Source organism: Tamlana crocina (assembly GCF_012037625.1).
This window is the reverse complement of record NZ_JAAVJS010000133.1, coordinates 1-529: the sequence shown is the minus strand read 5'-3', so window position 1 is coordinate 529 and position 529 is coordinate 1. Positions and strand designations below refer to the sequence as shown.

The following is a 529-nucleotide window of genomic DNA, read 5'->3' as shown; positions in this document are numbered from 1 at the left end:
TTACGCCTAAAACATTTTTTAAGGTTGAGGTAAGTAATGGAGAGGAGTATACTTTTTTCTGGAGTGAGGACGGTGAAAACTGGCAAGGTTTTAAAGATATTGAACCCCTTAATGGATTTTATCTCCCACCATGGGATAGAGCCATAAGAATTGGATTAATCAGCAAGGGAGAACCCTCATTACAGGTTGATTTTGATCTATTTAAGATGTCACCCAAGTAAAAATAAAAGGTGCCTGGAATTTAATCTCAGTTAATCTTTTTTATATCCAATAATACTCAAATAAAAATAATTTTGTTATTTTTTTCTTAAAGGTGAGCAATTCGGTGAGTACAAATAATGAGGCCTCTGGGATTGACTATGACTAAAGGAATTTACTTAACCGTTCGAGTCTCGTCCAGACCGCTAGGAGAAATCCAAAATCACCCTAAAAGCCTCTAAATCAATGATTTAGAGGCTTTTTCTTTTAAAATCATTTCATTTAATGGCAAATAAATGCAATTAATTGGTGCTCAATTCGGTGCGTCTTT

General features: G+C 34.4%; 1 protein-coding gene. It reads left to right on the top strand.

Annotated elements, in window-relative coordinates; all coding sequences use genetic code 11:
* On the top strand, nt 1-221 hold a 221-nt coding region (locus HC176_RS19675; RefSeq protein ID WP_209309750.1), incomplete at its 5' end, for a hypothetical protein.
* Between the last annotated feature and the right edge of the window lie 308 nt (nt 222-529).